General features: G+C 47.1%; 24 protein-coding genes and 1 pseudogene. 16 read left to right on the top strand and 9 right to left on the bottom strand.

Translation table 11 applies throughout. The features are described from left to right. Position 1 precedes the first annotated feature (1 nt). From NIES2104_RS29735 to NIES2104_RS29720, 4 genes are all read left to right on the top strand, one after another. The gene (locus NIES2104_RS29735; protein ID WP_059002605.1) at positions 2-493 is read left to right on the top strand and encodes a DUF2721 domain-containing protein; all 492 of its coding nucleotides are present in this window, start codon (positions 2-4) and stop codon (positions 491-493) included. 27 nt (positions 494-520) lie between these two features. After that, positions 521-1,270 (top strand): DevA family ABC transporter ATP-binding protein, encoded by a 750-nt coding sequence (locus tag NIES2104_RS29730; protein WP_059002604.1) that lies wholly within the window; start codon positions 521-523, stop codon positions 1,268-1,270. 348 nt (positions 1,271-1,618) lie between these two features. Continuing rightward, positions 1,619-2,554, top strand: coding sequence for a sigma-70 family RNA polymerase sigma factor (locus NIES2104_RS29725; protein WP_059002603.1), 936 nt, complete (start codon positions 1,619-1,621; stop codon positions 2,552-2,554). A gap of 367 nt (positions 2,555-2,921) precedes the next feature. Beyond that, positions 2,922-3,977, top strand: coding sequence for an AI-2E family transporter (locus NIES2104_RS29720; protein ID WP_059002602.1), 1,056 nt, complete (start codon positions 2,922-2,924; stop codon positions 3,975-3,977). Here NIES2104_RS29720 and NIES2104_RS29715 read toward each other — a convergent pair. The 6 genes from NIES2104_RS29715 to NIES2104_RS29690 are packed head-to-tail and all read right to left on the bottom strand — an operon-like array spanning position 3,954 to position 9,705. After that, positions 3,954-4,889 (bottom strand): sigma-70 family RNA polymerase sigma factor, encoded by a 936-nt coding sequence (locus NIES2104_RS29715; protein WP_059002601.1) that lies wholly within the window; start codon positions 4,887-4,889, stop codon positions 3,954-3,956. The two genes, NIES2104_RS29720 and NIES2104_RS29715, sit on opposite strands and share 24 nt — an antisense overlap. A gap of 5 nt (positions 4,890-4,894) precedes the next feature. Continuing rightward, complete coding sequence (locus NIES2104_RS29710) at positions 4,895-5,602, bottom strand: DevA family ABC transporter ATP-binding protein (RefSeq protein WP_059002600.1); 708 nt, start codon at positions 5,600-5,602, stop codon at positions 4,895-4,897. Between the two features lie 8 nt (positions 5,603-5,610). Continuing rightward, positions 5,611-6,804 carry an ABC transporter permease DevC gene (gene devC, locus NIES2104_RS29705; RefSeq protein WP_059002599.1) on the bottom strand — a complete coding sequence of 398 codons (1,194 nt, stop codon included), beginning with the start codon at positions 6,802-6,804 and terminating at the stop codon, positions 5,611-5,613. Further along, on the bottom strand, positions 6,801-7,979 hold the full coding sequence (locus tag NIES2104_RS29700) for an ABC exporter membrane fusion protein (RefSeq protein WP_059002598.1): 1,179 nt from the start codon (positions 7,977-7,979) through the stop codon (positions 6,801-6,803). Before NIES2104_RS29700 ends, devC begins: the two co-directional genes overlap by 4 nt. Before the next feature lie 36 nt (positions 7,980-8,015). After that, the gene (locus tag NIES2104_RS29695; RefSeq protein ID WP_059002597.1) at positions 8,016-8,420 is read right to left on the bottom strand and encodes a hypothetical protein; all 405 of its coding nucleotides are present in this window, start codon (positions 8,418-8,420) and stop codon (positions 8,016-8,018) included. 13 nt (positions 8,421-8,433) lie between these two features. Next, the gene (locus NIES2104_RS29690; RefSeq protein ID WP_059002596.1) at positions 8,434-9,705 is read right to left on the bottom strand and encodes a cytochrome P450; all 1,272 of its coding nucleotides are present in this window, start codon (positions 9,703-9,705) and stop codon (positions 8,434-8,436) included. A 266-nt stretch (positions 9,706-9,971) separates the two neighbouring features. Between NIES2104_RS29690 and NIES2104_RS29685 the strand changes: the two genes are divergently transcribed. The 4 genes from NIES2104_RS29685 to NIES2104_RS32790 all read left to right on the top strand — a co-directional run bounded on the left by NIES2104_RS29685 (position 9,972) and on the right by NIES2104_RS32790 (position 12,560). Next, positions 9,972-10,589: a TetR/AcrR family transcriptional regulator gene (locus tag NIES2104_RS29685; RefSeq protein ID WP_059002595.1), complete on the top strand. Its 618-nt coding sequence runs from the start codon at positions 9,972-9,974 to the stop codon at positions 10,587-10,589. Between the two features lie 71 nt (positions 10,590-10,660). Then, complete coding sequence (locus tag NIES2104_RS29680; protein WP_059002594.1) at positions 10,661-11,629, top strand: proline dehydrogenase family protein; 969 nt, start codon at positions 10,661-10,663, stop codon at positions 11,627-11,629. A 24-nt stretch (positions 11,630-11,653) separates the two neighbouring features. Next, complete coding sequence (locus tag NIES2104_RS32795) at positions 11,654-12,016, top strand: hypothetical protein (RefSeq protein WP_202815247.1); 363 nt, start codon at positions 11,654-11,656, stop codon at positions 12,014-12,016. After that, positions 11,994-12,560 (top strand): helix-turn-helix domain-containing protein, encoded by a 567-nt coding sequence (locus NIES2104_RS32790; protein WP_202815246.1) that lies wholly within the window; start codon positions 11,994-11,996, stop codon positions 12,558-12,560. Before NIES2104_RS32795 ends, NIES2104_RS32790 begins: the two co-directional genes overlap by 23 nt. 33 nt (positions 12,561-12,593) lie before the next feature. Here the strand turns inward: NIES2104_RS32790 and NIES2104_RS29670 are convergent, their stop codons facing one another. Next, a complete protein-coding gene (locus NIES2104_RS29670) occupies positions 12,594-13,490 on the bottom strand; it encodes a LysR family transcriptional regulator (RefSeq protein WP_059002593.1) in 897 nt (298 codons plus the stop codon). 128 nt (positions 13,491-13,618) lie between these two features. Between NIES2104_RS29670 and NIES2104_RS29665 the strand changes: the two genes are divergently transcribed. The 3 genes and pseudogenes from NIES2104_RS29665 (at position 13,619) to NIES2104_RS29655 (ending at position 14,968) form a co-directional block, all read left to right on the top strand. Continuing rightward, positions 13,619-14,182: an SDR family oxidoreductase gene (locus NIES2104_RS29665; RefSeq protein WP_202815245.1), complete on the top strand. Its 564-nt coding sequence runs from the start codon at positions 13,619-13,621 to the stop codon at positions 14,180-14,182. Continuing rightward, positions 14,133-14,483, top strand: a pseudogene (locus tag NIES2104_RS29660) (ATP-binding cassette domain-containing protein); the annotation flags it as partial. The gene NIES2104_RS29665 and the pseudogene NIES2104_RS29660, both read left to right, overlap by 50 nt. A 62-nt stretch (positions 14,484-14,545) precedes the next feature. After that, positions 14,546-14,968: a hypothetical protein gene (locus tag NIES2104_RS29655; RefSeq protein WP_059002592.1), complete on the top strand. Its 423-nt coding sequence runs from the start codon at positions 14,546-14,548 to the stop codon at positions 14,966-14,968. On the opposite strand, the gene NIES2104_RS32580 is transcribed toward NIES2104_RS29655, so the two are convergent. Further along, the gene (locus tag NIES2104_RS32580) at positions 14,965-15,273 is read right to left on the bottom strand and encodes a hypothetical protein (RefSeq protein ID WP_192843686.1); all 309 of its coding nucleotides are present in this window, start codon (positions 15,271-15,273) and stop codon (positions 14,965-14,967) included. The genes NIES2104_RS29655 and NIES2104_RS32580 overlap by 4 nt on opposite strands. Positions 15,274-15,408: 135 nt before the next feature. Continuing rightward, the gene (locus tag NIES2104_RS29650; RefSeq protein WP_059002591.1) at positions 15,409-15,939 is read right to left on the bottom strand and encodes a MarR family winged helix-turn-helix transcriptional regulator; all 531 of its coding nucleotides are present in this window, start codon (positions 15,937-15,939) and stop codon (positions 15,409-15,411) included. A gap of 136 nt (positions 15,940-16,075) precedes the next feature. Between NIES2104_RS29650 and NIES2104_RS29645 the strand changes: the two genes are divergently transcribed. From NIES2104_RS29645 to NIES2104_RS29625, 5 genes are all read left to right on the top strand, one after another. Further along, on the top strand, positions 16,076-16,588 hold the full coding sequence (locus tag NIES2104_RS29645; RefSeq protein WP_059002590.1) for a DUF2269 family protein: 513 nt from the start codon (positions 16,076-16,078) through the stop codon (positions 16,586-16,588). Positions 16,589-16,616: 28 nt separating this feature from the next. Beyond that, positions 16,617-18,194, top strand: coding sequence for an iron uptake porin (locus NIES2104_RS29640; protein WP_059002589.1), 1,578 nt, complete (start codon positions 16,617-16,619; stop codon positions 18,192-18,194). Then, positions 18,148-18,519, top strand: a complete 372-nt coding sequence (locus NIES2104_RS29635; RefSeq protein WP_082690186.1) for a DUF1348 family protein — start codon at positions 18,148-18,150, stop codon at positions 18,517-18,519. Before NIES2104_RS29640 ends, NIES2104_RS29635 begins: the two co-directional genes overlap by 47 nt. 78 nt (positions 18,520-18,597) lie before the next feature. Beyond that, entirely contained in the window at positions 18,598-19,395 is a 798-nt protein-coding gene (locus tag NIES2104_RS29630) for a class I SAM-dependent methyltransferase (protein WP_059002588.1), read from the top strand. A 45-nt stretch (positions 19,396-19,440) separates the two neighbouring features. Continuing rightward, entirely contained in the window at positions 19,441-20,196 is a 756-nt protein-coding gene (locus tag NIES2104_RS29625) for an SDR family oxidoreductase (RefSeq protein WP_059002587.1), read from the top strand. Positions 20,197-20,298: the final 102 nt, after the last annotated feature.

Genomic DNA, 20,298 nt, shown 5'->3' with positions numbered 1-20,298 from the left:
TGTGAGCATTGAAGCAGTCGCACAAAGCATTCAAATGATTATTGCTCCAACGGTGATGGTTTCCACCTGTACGCTCGTGCTGAACGGGATTTTGGGGCGCTACGGTGAGATTGGGAATCGCATCAGAGCTTTAGTTCGAGAACGAGCAGAGTTCTTAGCAAGCAATGATGTCCCGGTTCGTCTTTATGATCAAGCGGTTTCGATGATCGATCGACAACTGATCAATCTCGCTCATCGTCATCGCTTGCTGCAATACACCGCTTTGATGATTTACGGCGCAATTTTGTTGTTCCTTTTATCGATGTTTGTGATTGCGATCGCGAGGCTATCTGATGCAATGAGTGTTGCTACGATCGCGCTGATCTTGTTTTTACTAGGAACTGGCTCATTATCGCTCAGTGTAATTTTGACAAGTTTTGAGGTTCATGTATCGCATCGCGCCATTCACACCGAAATGAAATGGATCATGACATTAGTGAAGGGTGGAGTCTAAACCGTTTGATGAATTAGGAAAATCATCATGTTTCAATCTGATCAAGTGGTTCAAACTCAACTGATTCAACCTTCGCCTCCCGCGATCGTTGCTCAGAATCTCAATCATTACTTTGGAGAAGGCAGTTTGCGAAAGCAAGCATTGTTTGATATCAATTTGGCGATTCAACCCGGTGAGATTGTGATCATGACAGGTCCTTCGGGTTCTGGTAAAACAACGCTGCTGACGCTCATGGGTGGATTACGATCTGCGCAAGAAGGAAGCCTCAAGATTCTAGGGCAGGAGATTTTAGGAGCTAACAAAAAAGACTTAACGCGGTTGCGATCAAACATTGGATACATCTTTCAAGCCCACAACTTACTTACGTTCCTAACGGCAAAACAGAATGTGCGAATGTCGCTGGAGCTACACGACGATCGCTACGAGGGGCAAAACTTAGATGAACTCGCATCTGAGATGTTGAGAGCCGTAGGACTGGGTGAACGCATTGACTACTATGCGGATAATTTATCGGGCGGACAGAAACAGAGAGTCGCGATCGCAAGAGCGTTGGTCAGTTATCCCAAAATCGTCTTAGCAGATGAGCCGACTGCCGCACTGGATAAGAAATCGGGTCGAGACGTAGTTGAGATTATGCAAAGACTCGCGAAAGAGCAAGGTTGCACCATTTTACTTGTGACTCATGACAATCGGATCTTAGATGTTGCCGATCGCATTGTTTACATGGAAGATGGTCGCCTTGCTGATCATCCTGATGCGGCTGCAAAAGTTCGATAGCTATCGACTGTTTGAGGATGGCTGTGAGAATGAATTTGTCAAGCAATCACTTGAAGAGCCACGGCAATTGATTCTCAGTAGGACAAATCTCCCACTGCAGTGAGTCATTTGCACCAATTAAACTTTGGGAGTATTGCTTCATGACAACAGCAAACTCGTTTCATATGATGATTAGCGTTCGATCAACTGATTTTTCCGCATATTAAATTCATGAGTTTTGCATTGTTACCTAAGCTCACGAACCAACAAACCTTGTTGCTCGTCGTTGCAGCAGCGGCAATCACAGGTGGGATTGCTCACTATGGCATCTCGCAGTAATTAATAATTCTGAACTCTGGAGGTATAACGATGGATTTAGTTGCGGTTTATCTCAATCAAATTGGTCGAATTCGCCGTCTGACTCGAATTGAAGAAGTACAGTACGGGCAACAAGTTCAACAGTTACAGTCCTTGCTTCAGGTGCGCGATCGCTTAACGAAAGAACTTCAACGTTCACCTACTCAACTCGAATGGTGTACTGCTGTCCATCTTTCTTCGTCCGATTTGCTGAAAGCTTTGATGACCGGAGAAATTGCTAAACGACGCATGATTGAGGCAAATTTGCGCTTCGTGGTCAACATTGCCAAACACCATACTGGGCGCAACCTCGACTTACTCGATTTGATTCAAGAAGGTAACATCGGGTTGCAGAAAGCGGTTGAGAAATTTGACCCCACTAAAGGCTACCGCTTTTCAACCTATGCCTACTGGTGGATTTGGCAAGCAATTACGAGAGCGATCGCTCAAAAAAGTCGTGCGATTCGGCTTCCGCTGCAAACACTCGACCAAATCAATAGAATCAAAAAAGCACAGCAGCAGATCATTCAGCAAATTGGAAAACCTGCCTCTCTTGAAGCGATCGCTCAACAGGTCAATCTTCCGGCTGAAACAGTGCGATCGTATCTTTGTGCAGCTCAACCGTTGCGATCGCTCAACGAAACGATCGATCCTGAACATGAGTACGAATTAGAGAATGTGATCGAAGACGATCACCCTCTACCCGAAGTCTTGCTGGTTGATGTGTGCTTGAAAGACGACTTAACACAACTTCTGGCAACCCTCCCATCTCAGCAACAGAGAGTATTGTCTCTACGATTTGGATTGGAAACGGGAGAAGAGATGAGCTTAAGGCAAGTGAGTCAAAAACTTCAGTGCAGTCTCGAAACCGTCAGATTACTCGAAAAGCAAGCAATTTCGACACTACGACAGTGCGACTCACACCTAAAAGCTTACATCAGTATTTGATTTTTCAATTACCTCAATAGGTCTAAGATGTTTCACCGTATTTCAAAACGGCTTGGTTGGCAGTGCCTGATTGTCATTGCAGGTTGTTTATCGACAATCGGTTTAGCAACTCCAACTCAAAAGTAAATACATCAACGCACTGAGTTTGGTGTTTGCAGAAGGATTCGTATCAAATCATTTACACTATCGCGGCTACTTGACTTCAGCCTCTGTAAAAGGCATGAGCCGAGCCAGAGTCGTTTACCGCTTCAATTTCTCGAAGCTTTTGACCAGACTCAATTACCGATTTCAGCGCAAAAAGCTTGCTCGATGCCCTAGTCTTTCAAAGTGAAGCGCTCTGTTCAACTCTTTTACACCCTCAATACAAATGACCTCCTTAATTCACTCCCTTTCTCACAGATTCAGTCTTGGACTAACGTTCCCTATTCTGCTGTTAAACGCCGTACTCATTCTGTGGTTAGGTCAGCTTCTGCAACCGATCACGAATATTACGATCGCGTCAGGCTTAATTGCTTTTCTACTCAACTATCCAATCACCTTTCTGGAATCGCGCCAGATGTCTCATCGTTGGGCAACCATCGTCACGTTAGCGTTGACTTTAGTACTGGTTGGCGTATTCGGATTCATTCTCATTCCACTGGTAATTCAACAACTGGATGAATTCATCGATCGACTCCCGACTTGGCTAGAGCAAGCAAAAAATCAGATTCAGAACTTGGATCAACTTCCGATTACTCAGTATCTTCCCGTTGATATCAGTCAGCTAACCGTTGAGTTAGCCAATCAAATTGAACAATTTCTTGAAACACTCCCTCGGCAGATTGTCACAGCGACGATCGAGACGGTAAACAGCGCGGTAAATCTGTTGCTGACGATCGTCTTAACGATCTTTTTTCTATTCAGTGGCAGAAGCCTGTGGGCAGGAATGATGAGTTGGCTGCCTAGTGCTTGGAAGGTCAGAGAATCGATTCATCAGAGCTTCCAAGGATATTTTTCAGGGCAGGCAACGATTTCAGCGATTCAAAGTGCGGTTCTGATGACAACGTTTTTAGTGTTGCAAATTCCGTTTGGGCTTTTATTTGGATTAATGATTGGCATTGCAAGTTTTATTCCGTTGGGCGGTGGTTTTACGGTGACTATCATTAGCCTCCTGCTTGCTTCGCAGAATTTTTGGCTGGGGTTGAAAGTCTTAATTCCTGCCCTGATCTTGGGACAAATCAATGAAACGGTGATTGCTCCGCGACTGATGGGAGGACTTACTGGACTTAATCCTGCGATCGTATTTCTCTCACTGCTGATTGGCGCAAAATTCGGGGGGCTTTTAGGCTTAGTGTTGGTGGTTCCAATGGCTAACTTGACGAAGCGGTTGGCGGAAAGTGTTCAAAGGCGTGAGCATTCCTCAACCGACAATGTACTCTTGTAACCGTGGTTTGTGTTGCTGTAGCGTTTTGATTGCTGCTTTCTCCAGTAATCGTACTGTTTCTCGACTACAGTTCAAACAACGACTCGCTTGAGCCAAACTTAATGCTTGACCGTCTTCTAGTCCAAATCTCAGCGTAATCACTTGACGCTGCTTTGTGGGTAGCATTCCAAGTAAGCTGACGAGATCTTGCTGTAGCATTGAGCGCGTGACCTCATCTTCTGAATTTGAGGCTTCATCAGGCAGCAGATCGCTCCAACTGCCTTCTTGGTCTTTGCCGATCGACTGATCCAGCGAAATTATAGTGCGGTTAGCCATCAACAACTCTCGAAGCTTCAACATGGAGATTGATAACTCCTGGGCAACTTCGTTCAAGGTTGCCATGCGACCGAGTTTTTGCGCCAAGGCTTGCTGAGTTTTCTGAATCGCGTTGAGTTTTTCAGTGAGATGAAGGGGTCGTCGAATCGCACGGCTTTTAAGCGCGATCGCTCTAGTAATCGCTTGCCGAATCCACCAATACGCATACGTCGAAAATCGATACCCCTTGCCTGGATCAAATTTATCAACACTTCGCTGTAAGCCGATATTGCCTTCTTGAATCAAATCTTGAAGTTCGAGGTGGCGGTGCTGGTAGCGTTGTGCGATCGAAACAACTAAGCGTAAGTTTGCTTCGATCATTTTACGCTTCGCTCGTTCACCGTTTGAAATGACTTGCTGTAACTGATGACCTGACAGATTGGCTGCATTCTGCCATTCTTCTAATGTTGCTGCTCGTTCTAATCGTTGCGACAACTGCTGCTGAATCTCATATAGCTTCTCTAACTGTTGAACCTGTTGCCCGTACAGAATTTCTTCTTCAGGTGTTAAACGTGCCGCCCTGCCAATCTCGTTCAGATACAGCTTTGTTGTGTCCATTTGCTTCAACTCTCTAGAGCCTTCACCAATTTGCCATCTTCCATGTAGACGATGCGATTGGCAACATCGAGAATGCGGTTATCATGCGTCACCATCAGAATCGTGCAGCCTTGTTCCTTAGCCAGTTTTTGCATCAGGTCAACAACATCGCGACCGGATTGTTTGTCGAGTGCAGCAGTCGGTTCATCAGCTAGAACAATCTTCGGACGACTGACTAAAGCACGAGCAATGGCAACCCTTTGCTTTTGTCCACCGGATAAGCTTTCTGGATAATACTGTGTTCGCTGTTCTAAACCGACCAGGGATAGCATTTCGATGGCTCGATCGCGCCGTTCTAAACGCGAGTAGCTTCCGTGAACTTCCAGCCCCATCATCACGTTTTCTTGAGCCGTGAGACTGCTATGTAAGTTGTGTGCCTGAAAGATGTATCCACAGGAGCGACGTGCTTCTACCGCAACTTGTTTTGCTGCCCCGACTAATTCTGTATCCAAAATGCGAAGACTACCCAATTGAGGAGAGCGTAGACCACCCATCAACGAAAGTAAAGTCGTTTTTCCAGATCCTGATGGTCCGGTGAGAATGACAATTTCACCTGATGCGATCGACAAATTGATCTCAAACAAAGCTTGCTTTCGCAATTCACCTGTACCAAAGAAATGATTCAATTGCTCAACGACGATCGCAGACTGAACTGCTCTAGATCCTTGATTCATGAGTTCTCTTAGAAACTATCCGCTGGGTCAGCCGATCGAGTTCTGCGCGTGGCAATCATGCCCGATACCGTACACATCACTAACGTCAGCACAAAGACCAGAACAAACCGCGTCAAGGTCATACTGATTGGTAAAGCTGCCACATTGCGAATGAGAGCGTATTGACCCAATGCTAAAGCAAGACCGGGAACAAATCCCAGCGTTGCTAGAATTACAGCCTCTTCAAACACGATGAGCAGTAAATAGCGATCGCGGTATCCCATCGCTTTGAAGGTGGCATACTCGCTCATGTGCTCATTCACATCCGTTGAAAGGATCTGAAACACAATCACAATGCCAACCACAAACGCCATGATGGTTCCAAAGGTGAAGACAACCCCGATCGGAGTCGTTTTCTGCCAATATGCTTTCTCTAACTCGACGAATTCCGCTTTCGTTGACGCGATCGTATCGGGTGGCAAAATTGCTCTGATTTGAGCCAGCACTCGATCTGGGTTTATACCCGGTTTAACTTTGACTAACCCTAATGTGACTTGTCCAGCACTGCGTTGTGGAAAGAATCGCAAGAAGTTCTCTGAACTTGTGATTAGAGTTCCATCGGTAGCAAAAGAGGCTCCGAGCGCAAACAAGCCAGCAATCCGAATCGTTCGACGACCAATCTCGGTTTCGATTTTTTGCCCTTGGTTGGATTGTTCGATGACTTGGCTGTAGTCGCCGCGCGTTAAGCGATCGAATAAAAACATATCCGGTTGTTTCAGCTTGTCGAGATTCTGATTGACCTCTGGAAAGTTCAAGACAGGACGATCGAGACTTTGCCCCACCAGTGTTAATTGAGTTCTACGGCGAGTTTGGGGATTTCTCCACACAACTCGATCGACATACAATGGCTCAGCAGATTGCACACCTGGGATTGATTGGACTTGATACAGCCGACGACGCGGTAAAGTGTCTGCTAGATTCAAATCCCGATATTGAGCGCTGCGAATCACAATGTCCGCATCCATGCCTCGATTGAGTAAGGTATTGCTATCAAACAACGCATCTTGAATCCCTAACTGAGCAAACATCAGTAAGTCTGCAAACCCAATTCCAGCCACTGCAACGAGTAATCGTCCTTTGTTTTTCTTTAGTTGCAGCCAACCGAGCGGAGTACGATCGCGTAAGAACTCCCAAGAGCGACGTTTGAACGAGAGAATTGTCATTGCTGAATCTCTCCAGTCACCTGTAAATTTGTCAGTCCAGCGACTTTCTGCATTGAATCCGAATTAAGCTGCACTCGCACCTCAACGACTCGCGCATCGATGTTTGCCGAAGTATCAGAATTAATGACGTTCTGACGTTTGACCTTTACACCAACTTCGCTCACCGTGCCGAAAAGCGGTTCAGAAAAGCTATCCGAAAATAGTTTTGCGGATTGTCCCAGTTTTACCTTCTCGATTTCAGTTTCATAGACCTCTATCAGCGCAGTCATTTGCTCGGTATCCCCTAATTCCACAATGCCTTCTGGCGCAATCAATTCCCCAGGACGAGTGTGAACTTCCAGCACGACTCCACCTTTCGGAGCGCGAACTGAGGCTAAGTCAAGCTGTGATTTAGCTTGTTGAACAATTGCGATCGCTCGATCGACTTGTGATTGTGCTGCCTCAACATCCACCGGACGCACTTCTGCAATGCGATCGAGGGTTGCTTGAGCGGCATTTAGTTCCGGCGATCGGGTCGATTGAATTCGCTCTAACACAACCTGAGCTTCTTGTAGATTGCGTTGAGCCGTGGATAACGTTAGAGCGCGATTGTCACGGACTGAGGCTGAAACCGCTCCTTGCTGATAAAGCAGATTAAACCGTTTTGCTTCTGCCTCAGCGTTCTGTAATTCTGCTTGAAGTCTCGCGACGATTGCCGATTGCGCTTTGACATCTCCTTGACGCTGTGCTGCTAATCGTTGAATTTCAGACTGTTGAGCATCCACCTCGCCTTGTTTCGCACCTGCTTTCACCACAGCTAGATTTGACTGAGCGACTTTCACTTGTTCCTGAGCTTCCGTGAGTGCTGCTTGTAGGCGATCGTAACCATCGAGAATCGCAATAATTTGTCCAGCTCGAACGCGATCGCCCTGTTTAACCAGCAATCGTTCAACCCGATTCGTACTCCCTGATGATGCGGGCGCAGATAGTTTGATCACTCGACCACGTGGCTCTAGGTAGCCCAAAGCAGTGACGGATTGTAATTGGGGAGTGACTGTTGGTTGAGCCACTTGAGGCGCTGACTGCGATCTCCAGAACGTGTATCCTCCCAGTCCCCCCAGCAGCACAACAGCACCAAGCATTAAAAAGTTCCGAGCGGGTAGCCATCTTGCGCGAACTATCTGATTTTGCGTCATGTGCTGTTCCTAATCTTGATTGACATTTTGTCGTTACTAAATTCCTTCTTGCTTCCGCATCGCCTCAATAAATTCGGAGCCACAAGCGAGCTTTTGAGCAAGGCTGGAATCGGGTTCAATCACGCGCCAGAAGGGTGTGACTTGTTCCGAAGCTTTGCCTGCTTCGATTTCTTCCCAGGCAGCTTCAGCGACGATTCGAGCAGAGGTAGAGGTAGAAAGTGGACAACTGTTATCGCCTTGATGAGCTTGGGCGAGTTGCTGACGCAGTTGCGCGATCAACATTGATTGCCCTTCAGGAATCGTGTCGATAAACTCTTTGATGAGCTGTGGGGTTGGAAAAAAGAGAGTACCGCCTGCGGAAACTCCTGCCATTGGTTTTTCCATGATTTGAAGCTTGGGCTGTTTTTTCGCGTTAAGTTTTTCTTGCCATGTTTTTGCCATCTTCTTTCTCCAATTAGTCGATCGCCAGAATCATCTCTTGATATGAGCGGAGCATGAAATTTGGGGTCGGTGTAATCATCTGACCAGGTTCTAAGCGGAGACTAGGATAGTGTTGGGTAAGCTCCTCGATTACGACGCGCAGTTCGAGCTTGGCTAACGGTGCGCCCACGCAGTAATGAATGCCATGCCCAAAACTGAGGTTGCCCGCAGCATTCTGGCGATCGCAGTCCAAGCGTTCAGGCTTAGGAAACTGTTCTGGGTCATGATTGCCCGCTAGGTATGCAATCCACACCATAGAATCTTTGGGAATTGTTACCTCACCCAGTACAACATCATGAGTGGTACGACGATACAGTCCAACCGCCGGACCACCATGTCGTATAAATTCATCGACAGCAGTAGTAATGCGATCGACGTGTTTGCAAAAATAATTCCAAAGCTCGCGTTGATTCAGGAGACTATACAGTGTGTTTCCAAGAAGTGCCGCTGTGGTTTCGTGCCCCGCAAATACTAGATTACAGGTCAACCCCGCAATCTCTTCATCACTTAATGGCTCATCGTTGTTCTGCCGCGCTTCAATCAACCCACTGATCAGATTCTCGGCTGGGTGAGTTGCATAATACTTGACCTGCTTCAGCATATAGTCATAGTAGTCAGCGATGCTTTGTCCGATCAATTGTTGTTCTTCGATGCTCCAACCCGGCATCTGGGCGCGAATATAATCGATGCCCCAGCGCTTGATGTCGGGTGCGTCTTCGTCCGGGAGTCCCATCAAACGACAGATTGTGAGTAGCGGTAACGGATCGCAGAAGGTTTTGATTACTTCAACCCGCTGATTTGTTCTCAGATCAATGAGTAGCTGATGAATCAGTTCACGAATCTGCGGTTCTAAAATCGCAACTTGACGTGCGGTAAAGGCACGCTGGAAGTTACTGCGAAACCGAGCATGAATCGGTGGATCAGCATTGACCAGTGAGTACTGAAAAATTGGGTGATCTAACCCTCCTAGCACTCGCAGCGCCTCCGGGGAAGCTAATGCACCCGACGAAAACGCTCCACCCGATGCAAACGTTCGATCGTCTTTCATGACTGTCTTCAAGTCATCATAGCGAGTCACCACCCATAGATTCATCACCGGACTGAAGAACACGGGTTGCTCTTGTCGCGCTGCTAGAAACGCAGCATGGGGGTTTTGATGAAATTGAGGTGTGAAGGGATTGAACTGATCCGGGGAGCGCAAATGCTCGATCGGACACTTTAGCGCTTCGGTATTTTCGGCAGACATGACAGGCTCCTAAAATTTAGACAAACGTTTTAACATTCAGCTTGAGTGACTCGCTTCAAGAAACTTCTCAAAATCCGTCTATACAATCGAAATCTCAAGAGTTAGACTGGAATCATTTATTGAATTCATTCAAACGAACGTTTGAAATGATTAAAACATACGTTTGAATTAATTGCAATGGGCGAATCTGATTTAGCTGATAAGCTGGATTCATTCGGCAACTGAGCCATTTTCGATTGATCAAATTTGCACCAACATAAGACACCGTGACTCCTTCAACCGATACCAAGACGCAAATTATTACTGTTGCCCAACGCCTATTTGCAGAACAAGGCTTTGCTGGAACCACGTTACGCAATGTGGTAAGTGAAGCGGGGGTGAACCTCGCAGCAGTTCACTACCATTTTGGGTCGAAGGAAGAGTTGTTTCGAGCCGTGGTCGCGCAATTGGCTCGTCCAGTCGTGGAGCGAGAGTTGAGTCTGTTAGCAGACCTGAAAGCAAAGCCTGAAGTGCCGTCAGTAGAGGACATTCTAACTGCGCTCTTGAAGCCGAATCTAGAAATGCTGTGCCAAGATGAAGAGACTCAATTCGTGCGATCGCAGTTTATGGGGCGATGTCGCACGGAACCGAAACCGATTCAGAGTATTGCTAACGAGGAATTTGCGGCGGCGACTGAGGCATTTTTAGACGTGCTGCAACGGGTGCTGCCGGAGCAGTCGCGATCGCACCTGAGATGGAAATTCGATTTGGTGATTGCTGTGTTAGTTCGAGTTCAGACTGAAGCGGGACAACCCCATGCGTTACTGAAAAGCAGCGACCCATCTGAGATTCAAGCTACGACCGAACAACTGGTTAAGTTTCTCAGTCCGGGGATGCGATCGTGAATGAATCTAATCAGTCGTTTGATTGAAGAAGAAATGTGAGAATCAATTGAGATGTTAATCGAGGAGATCTTATGACAATCGAGCATGAAGTCGCAGAAATCCTGAAGCAAATCGCATTGAACGAGGAGATCAAAGCTTACGTTCTTCAGCATCCCTCGCTTTATCAACCTTTGCTTCATGCCGCTCGGCGTTTTATTGGTGGAGAAACGTTAATCGAGTGCGTAGAAACTGCAAGATCACTCAATCAGCAAGGATTTGCTGTCACAATCGATTACATGGGCGAAAGTACTCGCGACAGCGACATAGCACAGCAAGCGACACAAGAATTTCTGAGAGTTATAGATGCGATCGCAACTCAAAATTTAGACTCGTCGATTTCTCTCGATCTGTCGCATATTGGTTTGGTAATTGATCCTGAGTTGGCATACCAGAACGCTTGCATTTTAGCTGAAGCAGCCGAGAGCGCAGGACTCGAAATGATGATTAGTATGGAAGGTGTCGATCGTACAAGCTTGATTCTAGAAATTCATCAGCGACTCTGCAAAACGTTTAACAATGTTGGCATCACGCTCCAAGCTTATCTTCATCGCACTGCGGACGATTTAGAAGCGGTGTTGCAGCGTCCTGGCAAAATTCGATTGGTCAAAGGCGCTTATGTGGCTCCGACTGAAGTTGCAAAACCTCGTGGGGCTGAACTTGACGAGTCTTACCGACAATTGATGGAACGACTGTTGACGAGTAGGCATCCTTGCTCGATCGCGACACATGACCCCGCATTGCTCGATCCACTCCCGCTCGAACACGCGCACCGATTGATTCAAGATCAGAAATTAGCTCAAAGCAGCATTGAGTTTGAAATGCTCAAAGGAGTTGCTCAGGAACGATTAGCAGCGATGCGGAATCAGGGGTATCGAACTCGTGTGTACTTGCCGTATGGTCAAGAATGGCATCTGTATCTGTGCAATCGGTTAGCGGAATACCCACCGAACATTTATCAAGCGATCGTTGATGCTGCAAAGCTAAATTTTGTAAGCTCCTAAACCATCTAATAAACTAACAAGCGTATGGAACCCAATTCAGCAGTAACGGATTTTGTCAAAGAGAAAGAGAGCGCTTACCAGCGAGTTTTTTCTCAACTACCGCGTTTGACCAGTCTAGAGGCGGGTTGGAGCGGGATTCATTTGGTGTACGATCGCTTACCGCCAAGCGTCATCCCAGAAGTTGCAGCAGAACAGCATGGCATTGCAATCTACACCGAAGTTTCTCCCTCAACTCAGATGGAGCATCGAGCGGAGCAGCATCAGCAAGCACAATTAAAGCCAAGTGACATTATCATTACGCCTGCACGATCGAGAACTCGTTCTCAGTGGGATGCCCCTGTCGAAGTGATTTTTCTAGAATTTGATGCGATTTGCACAAACGGCTGAAGAATCGTTTGGTGTGAAGTCGGTTGAACTGCGGCAGCAGTTCGCAATGACTGATCCCTTAATTCATCAAATAAGAATTGCACTGAGAGCTTCACTGCAACAGGACAAGCATGAGAGTCGGCTCTATGCTGAAACAATGGCAAATGCTTTGATTGTTCATCTCCTACAGCGCTATACCGCTCAACAGGCAATTACACTGATCTCGCTCGGTGGGCTATCGCATTACAAACAAAGACAAGTGATTGACTATATCCAAGCTCACTTAGAGAAAAACTTGGGATTAGAAGAACTTGCAACACTAGTTCAACTCAGTTCACATCATTTCTGTGAATGCTTTAAACACTCGATCGGGATGAGTCCGCGACAGTTCGTGATTCACTGTCGAATTGAACGGGCGAAAGAACTTCTGCTGCAACGAAAACAGTCGATCGCAGAAATTGCTCAAACGGTGGGATTTCTGGATCAAAGTCATCTCCATCGGCACTTTAAGCGTCTCGTCGGCGTGACCCCTAGACAATTTCAACAGGGCGCATCTATCAATTGAGAAAGTACAAGCGTCTCGCTCAGCCTCAACAGCTTAGTGTGTTGTACTCAATCGTGCAGCGGCTCTTGATTGCGCTAGAAATTGGTGGAGCACGGGCGAGGTGTTTGCACTTTGCCAAACCACTGCCAACTTGACATCGAGTGTTTGGTCTTCAAGCGGTTTGTAAACGATCCCGGCTCGTTGCAAAGTCTGGAGCGAAGATGGCACAAGCGCAACCCCTAATTCCGCTGCCACTAAGCTGATAATCGTTTGCATCTGAATCGCTTCCTGAGCGACCTGGGGACTAAATCCTGCTTGTTGACATAACCGGATAATCTGATTATGAAAGCCGCTTCCTAGATGACGCGGAGATAAAATGAAGGACTCCTCGGCGAGCGATGCTAATGACAGTTGGGTTTGGGTCGCGAGCGGATGTGCCTCTGGCAAGACCGCCACGAACGATTCTTGTAAAACCGTTTCTACGCTGAGTTCGTCATCACTGATGGGCGGACAGAGAAAGCCAAGTTGAATGCGATCGTCATGCAGTGCTGCAACTTGCTCGCTCGTGGTCATTTCATGCAGCAGCAACCGGACATCAGGAAACTGACGGCGAAATGACCGCACGACATCAGGTAGTAGGCTACACGTGGCAGATCCCACAAACCCGATCGCTAACCGACCCACTTCACCGCGACTGGCACGTTGGGCGATCTCGATCGCTTGCTCAGATTGCACGAGAATCTGTCGCGCCTGCTGTAAGAAGGCGAGTCCTGCTTCAGTCAGTCGGACGGTTCGCTTCGTTCGATACAACAACTCGACACCGAGTTCTTGTTCGAGTTGACGAATTTGCTGGCTGAGCGGCGGCTGGGCGATTTGGAGTCGTTGGGCAGCGCGACCAAAATGAAGTTCCTCAGCTACCGTCACGAAGTAACGCAAGTGTCGAAGTTCCATTGTTGATTAATAGGTTTTAAGTCTTAGTCTAAGACAAAAATCGTATTGGACATATTTATTGAAGCTGCTTAACGTGGAAAGTAAGTTACAGAATCACAGTCGTGCTTTAACTGCATTGGAGGAAACAAATGAACTTAGATAAAAATCGCGTCGCTTCTAAAGTTTGGTTGATTACAGGATGCTCAAGCGGATTCGGGCGTGCCCTAGCAGAAGCGGTGTTGAAGCAGGGCGACTTCCTACTTGCGACTGCTCGTGAACCAGAGCAACTTCGTGCTTTGATTGAACCCTATCCGGAAACCGCAAAGGCGGTTCGTCTAGATGTTACATCGCCTCAAGAGATTCAAGCAGCCGTTGATACTGCGATCGCGACCTTTGGTCGAATTGATGTGCTAGTCAACAATGCTGGACACGGACTTATTGCCGCACTCGAAGAAGTGAGTGATGATCAGATGCACCAATTTTTTGAAACCAACTTCTTTGGGGCACTTCGTCTGATGCGAACAGTCTTGCCTGTGATGCGTCAGCAAGGCAACGGTCACATTGTAAATATGTCATCTACAGCAGGATTAGTCGGATTTGGGGGAAGCAGCCTCTACTGTGGCGCTAAATTTGCCCTGGAAGGGACATCTGAAGCTCTGGCTAATGCTGCAAGCGGTAGGGCTACAGCAGCGAGTCGATTATTATGCGGATAGCTTATCAGGTGGACAAAAACAGAGAGTTGCGATCGCTCGTGCATTGGTAAGCCAGCCCAAAATTGTCTTAGCGGATGAGCCGACCGCAGCACTCGATAAGAAGTCTGGACGTGATGCGGTCGAACTCATGCAAAAGCTCGCTAAAGAGCAGGGCTGCACGATTTTGCTGGTGACACATGATAACTGAATTTTAGATATTGCCGCACCCGCAGGGACCAGCTTCGCTGCACGCATTGTGTACATGGAGGATGGGCGGCTTGTTAACGATGGGAGCGTTGATGCCATTGCCAAAGTTCACTGAATCAAGCTGAAGTCTAGCAATGGGATCTTACTTTGGAGATTTGGATTTCTCACAGAACCGTTATGGACGCAAAACTTAGTACACCATACAACTTAGAATATCCATGTATCAGAAATGAACTGCTCAGAACTTTTCATCAGATAGCGAACGCCGAAACCCAGTTGCAGGATTGGCTTGATCAGGAAACTTTGCCACGAACAGACGCGAATCGTTTAAGCGCATTACTTCAATGTGTTTATGTCAGTGCTGGTTTAGCCACAGAACCTTATTCTACGATCGGTCTTTTTCTCATGGATATAGCTGAAGTGCATTCTGTATGGGCTGTCTTCTATGCCGTTGACCAAGTATTTCAGATTGCAGGAGTGGATGCACCTTGTGAGCGATACATTGCTTGCTCTAAGTGGAGAAATCTTGTAGAAGCAGTTGATCGTGCTTTGCAAACGATGCAAAACCGCTGCAAGTTTTCTGAGTTTGTTGGAGCTTAGTTTTGGGGATATGTAGGATGGGCAATCAATGGCACAACTCTTGGCTTAGCAACAAACTCAGAATATTGTGGCAAGTACTCACAGATCGGCATGAACAGTGGCTTGAATTGGATGTCTTGCTGTTTTGCTGCATCCAACTTCCGCGATCGCTGCCAGGAAGATTTCTTTCGTCTACAGCCTGTTAGACTTTTCGATTTCACGGGAAAAGGACGCACATCTACACGAACAGAACTATTTCGCGGAAACTTATCTATCAGATTCACCGATCGCCAAGTTCTCTCTACAAGCCTCGTATGCTCGGTCAATAAGTGAATCTCCGCTACCGTTGAAGGTAATACGATCGCTCACTATTCCTCAAACTGCGATCGCTCAATTTTGTCCCTATCCCACGATGCGTCACAGCCGATGAGCAGAACAACTAGAGATAGTGCTTGCGATCGCTACTTTGATTCTGTTTCGTCTGCTTCAGAAGTATGCGGTTCAGAAAATGCTGAAGTCCCATCACAAAGTTTCTTTAGCAGCTTCACGAAGGTCTTCTTCTCAGTCTCGGACAGATTTGACATCAACTTCTTTGTGCGACAAAAATGGTCTGGCAACATCCGTTGAATCAAGTTGCGTCCTTTTTGTGTGAGGTGAACCGTCAACATTCGGCGATCGTTCGGATGCGGTTTGCGCTTCACTAATCCTTCCCGTTCCAGTCCATCCAGTAAACCCGTAATCGTGGCACGAGTCACGTTCGCACGTTCAGCAAACTCGGAGGGTGGAATGTCTTGATTGGCGCTGTAGAGCTGCATCAATATCGTGAATTTTCCCGCTGATAATCCATAGCGGTCGAAGTGAGCATCAAACGCTGCATAGACCTCTGCTGTCGCATTCAGAAACCCCAGACAGGTCTCGATCGAGGCTGCATCAAAGTCGGCAAACTCGCGCTCAAGCGACTCAAAAGAGTCTCGTTCGGGAAAGACTTGCATTGCATTTTCAGTAGTTAGCCACCTTATTGTAAGGCGCTAAAAAAAGATTGCCAACCCCTTGACAGCAACAAATGGGTTGCGCTTTGATTTTAATTAGGTAACTAACTATCAGGCGGTTAACTTTGGGGGATTAACAATGAAATTAAACGTCAAGCAACGTAACTGGCTGCTCAGCCTCCACATTGCTTCAGGCGGATTGTGGTTTGGAACCGCACTATGCTCGGTTGTTTTAGCGCTGAGTTTTCGCAGTCTGAACGATGGTGATGGAATCTACGGAATTAACACGGCTCGTAATCTGCTGGGCGAGTTCGTGATCGTTCCGTCCGCGATTCTGTCGGTGGTGACTGGGGCGCTGCTGTGTGCTTTTACGAATTGGGGATTCTTCAAGCACTTCTGGGTCATGGCAAAACAACTTGTGACGCTGATTCTGATCGTCGTAGGTTCCGTTTGGCTCGGTCCTTGGACAAAGGAAATGACTGCAATTTCAGAAGTGGCGCGATCGCAGGCTTTACAAAATCCGAGCTACCTATCGCTGCAAAGTGTCGTCGCGATCGGTGGAGCTTTACAGACACTCGCATTGTTAATCATCATTGCCATTTCAACAGTGAAACCTTGGGGTAAGCGCAAGACGACACGGACGACAACTTAACTTCTTAAACTCAAAATGAGATGTACCAATGAAGCAAACTTCTAGCTGGATTGCTCTAATCGCTTTGCTTTGGGTGCAGCCTGCGATCGCGCAATCTAATCGAATGGAACAAGCGAGTGAGCCGACTTTGACGGGACAAGTGACTTCGGTGAATCAGCTTGCGGATGTGCGATCAACGGATTGGGCATTTGAAGCACTGCGATCGCTAATTGAACGTTATGGCTGCATTACGGGTGACGCTGGTCGCGCAGCGCTGCCAGAGGCAGAACGTACCTTTCGCGGGAATCGTGCGTTGACTCGATACGAATTTGCGGCAGGTCTGAATGCTTGTCTAAATCGCATGGCTGAACTAATTGCAAGCTCAACTGCTAATGTTGTGAGTTTCGACGATCGCACAAGACTCGAACGATTACAGCAAGAATTTGCAGCAGAGCTATCCACGTTACGCGGACGAATCGATTCTCTTGAAGCTCGAACGACTCAACTTGAGAAGCAGCAATTTTCAACTACAACAAAATTGCGTGGACAAATTATCATGGCGCCCAACGCAGGGGGCTTTGAAGGGGAACAGATTGTCGATGCTCAAGGACGCAGGATTACAGAGCAGCAACCGAATGCAACAGTTCTATCACGGGTGGCGTTGGACTTAAATACAAGCTTTACCGGGACAGATTCGCTCAGGGTCTTGCTCGAAACCGGGAGCGGTGGACGAACGACGAATGCAACCGGATTTTTAGAACCCACATTTGGTAGTGTGTTAGATTTCTCGGTGAAGCCGCCGACTCGCGGTACGCTTGAAATGGGTCGCTTAGTTTACTCGTTCAATCCCACTTCGGATTTACGAGTGTCGATCGGTCCTGAAATCCGCACCAGTGATTATGTCGATCGCAATCGTTACGCCAATGTTAGTTTCCGCGACTTTAGCACCCAAGCATTTGTAAATAATTTACTTCTGTTATCCACGGATGGACCGAGCGCGGGGGGTGCAATCAATTGGAATCCGGGGGGTGGAGCTTTTAGCTTGCGGGCTGTGTACTCAGCGGTCGATGCCGCGAATCCGAGTAATCAGGGCATCATTCGGGGTGGGGCTTCATTTCTGCCGTTGCTTTACGCGAGTCAAGGCGGCGATCGCGGCATCTTTGGAGACACTTACCAATACACGGCTGAATTCGAGTATGCTCCTTCGAGAGCTTTTGCAGTTCGATTGCAGTACGCAGGCGGAGAGGTTTACAACAATCGCTTTGATGTATTTGGAGTGAACTTTGAATATCAAATTGCTCCGAACCTTGCTGTATTCGGACGGTATGGATCTGGCAGCTATGACCGTACAATCTTTGGCAAGATCAATCCGCATTATTGGATGGCAGGTGTTGCTTTTCCCGATGTTTTACGTCCAGGCAATCTTGCGGGCATTGCAGTCGGACAACCCTTTATTGCAGATGAAATTGGAAATGCAACTCAGACGAATTTCGAGGCATTTGTCAGCATTCCGATTAATCACAACATTCGAGTCACCCCATTACTTCAAGTTGTCACCAGTGCAGGCAATCAGAACAGCAATGGCACAATTTTTACTGGCACTCTGCGAACAGTATTCTCTTTCTAGCATTCTGGCAACCTCTTTCACAGTTTCTTTGCCGAATCAGTTTCTCGCCCGCAAGTGGAGCAAGGAGCTAGATTACCGTCTGATCAAAGAGCTATGGGCTTTTCATGACAATCGTATTGCTGTTCGATTTGCCTATGAGTGGCATGATGACTCTGGGCACTGGTATCGTTCTTACGGCAACGAGAACTGGGAGTTTGACGAACACGGCTTTATGCGTCGCCGGATTGCTAGCATCAACGATCTCCCGATCGCGGAAGCTGACCGGAAATATCACTGGTCGCTAGGTCGCCGCCCAGATGACCATCCAAGCCTTTCCGACCTATGACTTTAAAATTTTTTACTGAAAAGAGATCAGTCAAGCAGCGTTAAGGTAGTTTGAGAGTGCTATAAGAGGTTTGGCAGAATGGCAAAACGCAACTACTATGACATGATTGCTGATATCTACGATCAAACTCGCTGGTTGACAGAGTCAGTTGCTGAAGAAGTTGCGGACTTTATTATTGAATTAGTGAGTGCATCGCCTGAAACATCGTTTTTGGAAACAGGTGTCGGTACTGGCTTGAATGTCCTACCGTTCGTCAGACGGGGCTACAGTGTTACTGGCATTGATGTATCTCAAGAAATGCTGGATCAGCTTCGCCAAAAATTGCCAGAAGTTCCTCGAAATCTGAGCCTGATCCATGCTGATGCTTCGGAATTGCCGTTTCCAGATCAGAGTTTTGATGTCGTGTTAACAGTTCACATGGTTCATACCGTCTCTGATTGGAAGACCTTTCTCGATGAGATCGATCGCGTTCTGAAAATAGGAGGCTTTTATCTGAATGCACAATGGATTACGCCCCCTGCTCGGATGGAATTTGAGCAATATTTCCGAACGATTCTATCTAAGTATGAAGGGTTGCAAGAATCAAAGCCTGTAAACAAAGTAACCGAGGAGATCAATGTTGAGGAGTATTTTCATAGCAAAGGTTATCGATCGACTTGTAGAGTTGCAAAAAAATGGACGGTGAGCAACACGGTTGAGGAACTTCTAGGTTTTTTCAAATTGCGGGCATATGGACTTTGTTGGCGAGTAACCGATGAAGTCTTCGCTCTGGTCATGAAAGAGTTTGAAGCATTTTGTGCTGAACATTACGATTCGCTCGAAACTGAGTTATCGTCTGAAGCGAAGTTTGAGATCTGGTCGTATTCCGCCAGCTAACTTTATCATTAGACTGCCTCTTAATTCTTGCTCGTGGAGAAATGTATGACTCAACGACCAATTGTTCTTGTGACGGGTGCAAGTAGGAATATTGGCATTGGGTCTTCGATCGCCAAAGAATTAGCACAATCAGGTTGGGATGTCGCCCTGACCTATTGGCAGCCCTATGATGTGTCAATGCCTTGGGGCAGCAACCCAAAAGAAGTTCAGTTACTTCGCAACAAAGTTGAGAGCTTTGGTGTGCGCTCCACAGCGATCGAGGTTGATTTGTCCTTAGTCGATTCTGCTGAACAGATATTCAATGCGATTGAGCGTGATTTGGGAACGGTCAGCGCATTGGTCATGTCTCATTGCCATTCTGTGGATAGCGATATTCTGTCTACTTCGGTGGAGAGCTTTGATTTACATTTTGCGATCAATGCCCGTGCAACCTGGTTATTGGTGAGAGAGTTTGGTAAACGGTTCCAAGGAGAATTCGGAACTGGGCGGATTGTTGCCATTACCAGCGACCATACGGCGGGCAATCTTCCCTATGGTGCAAGCAAGGGTGCGATGGATCGAATCGTGCTGGCTTCGGCTCAGGAGTTCAGAGCGTTGGGCATCGCAGCGAACGTAATTAATCCAGGTGCAACAGATACGGGCTGGATGTCCACAGACCTCAAAACTGAAATGCAATCTAGAACTTTGTTAAATCGCGTCGGGATGCCGCAAGACTGTGCAAATCTGGTCAAATTTCTGTGTTCCAAAGAAGGAGGATGGATCAATGGACAACTGCTGTACAGTAATGGTGGTTTTCAGTAACCTACTCAATCTGGCGTTGGAGCTTTTTTAGCTCGGTCAGCAATAAGGCTTGATTTCCCTGACCCAACAACTCTGCTAAGTGCGAGAAGCTGTTTGCGGTGG

This window comes from Leptolyngbya sp. NIES-2104, from assembly GCF_001485215.1.
GTDB lineage: Bacteria > Cyanobacteriota > Cyanobacteriia > Leptolyngbyales > Leptolyngbyaceae > Leptolyngbya.
The sequence above is the reverse complement of the archived record's forward strand: the minus strand, read 5'-3'. Positions and strand labels throughout refer to the sequence as shown.